Genomic DNA, 698 nt, shown 5'->3' with positions numbered 1-698 from the left:
CATATTGTAATGGGCACTGCCATTATCGATTTGATCCAGTACCCACAGACGTTGTTGGGTAAAGGACAAGGGGTATTCCTCATCCTTTTGCAAAACTACCTTTAAAATTTTAGGAGTCGCTTTTTCTGCCGTATATTTTTTTTTGAGTTTGTTTCTTAACAACTCGCGCTTTGCGTCTTGATTCAGCTTTTCGCCTCTTACTGCATCCATGTAACACGCCTTATTCTTCAGAAACCATTTCCAAATAACGATTCAATTCGTCATCTGACAAAGCATCAATATCCAACTCACCAGACGACAATTTTTTTAATGTGACATGCTCATCCACTAATTCGGCAAGTGCCTGAACCGTTTGCTTCGAAAACGGTTCTTTTATAGAGAGTGACAAATCAAAGTGTCGATTGATTGATGTAATGAGTCGTGTCACCAATAAAGAATGACCACCCAGTTCAAAGAAGTTGTCATGCACACCTACCCGCTCAATATCCAGCAGTTTTTGCCAGATCTCCACCAGGGCCTGCTCTGTCTCTGTTGCCGGTGCAGTATACTCTGCTTGCAAATGGGCAAGATCCGGCTCCGGCAAGGCCTTGCGGTCAACCTTGCCATTCGGGGTCAGCGGCAGCCTCTCCAGCACCACAAAGACTCCCGGCACCATGTACTCAGGCAAGCTTTGTTTAAGGTGACTCGTTAACGCCTGC

At 45.1% G+C, this 698-nt stretch carries 2 protein-coding genes; both read right to left on the bottom strand.

Features of this window, described 5'->3' with window-relative positions:
- A partial coding sequence (locus ACYVIC_RS04985) for a hypothetical protein (RefSeq protein WP_460857827.1) occupies window positions 1-210 on the bottom strand: 210 nt, incomplete at its 3' end.
- 10 nt (window positions 211-220) lie between these two features.
- On the bottom strand, window positions 221-698 hold a 478-nt coding region (locus ACYVIC_RS04980; RefSeq protein WP_460857825.1), incomplete at its 5' end, for a phosphopantetheine-binding protein.

This window comes from Rheinheimera gaetbuli, assembly GCF_054781935.1.
The sequence above is the reverse complement of the archived record's forward strand: the minus strand, read 5'-3'. Positions and strand labels throughout refer to the sequence as shown.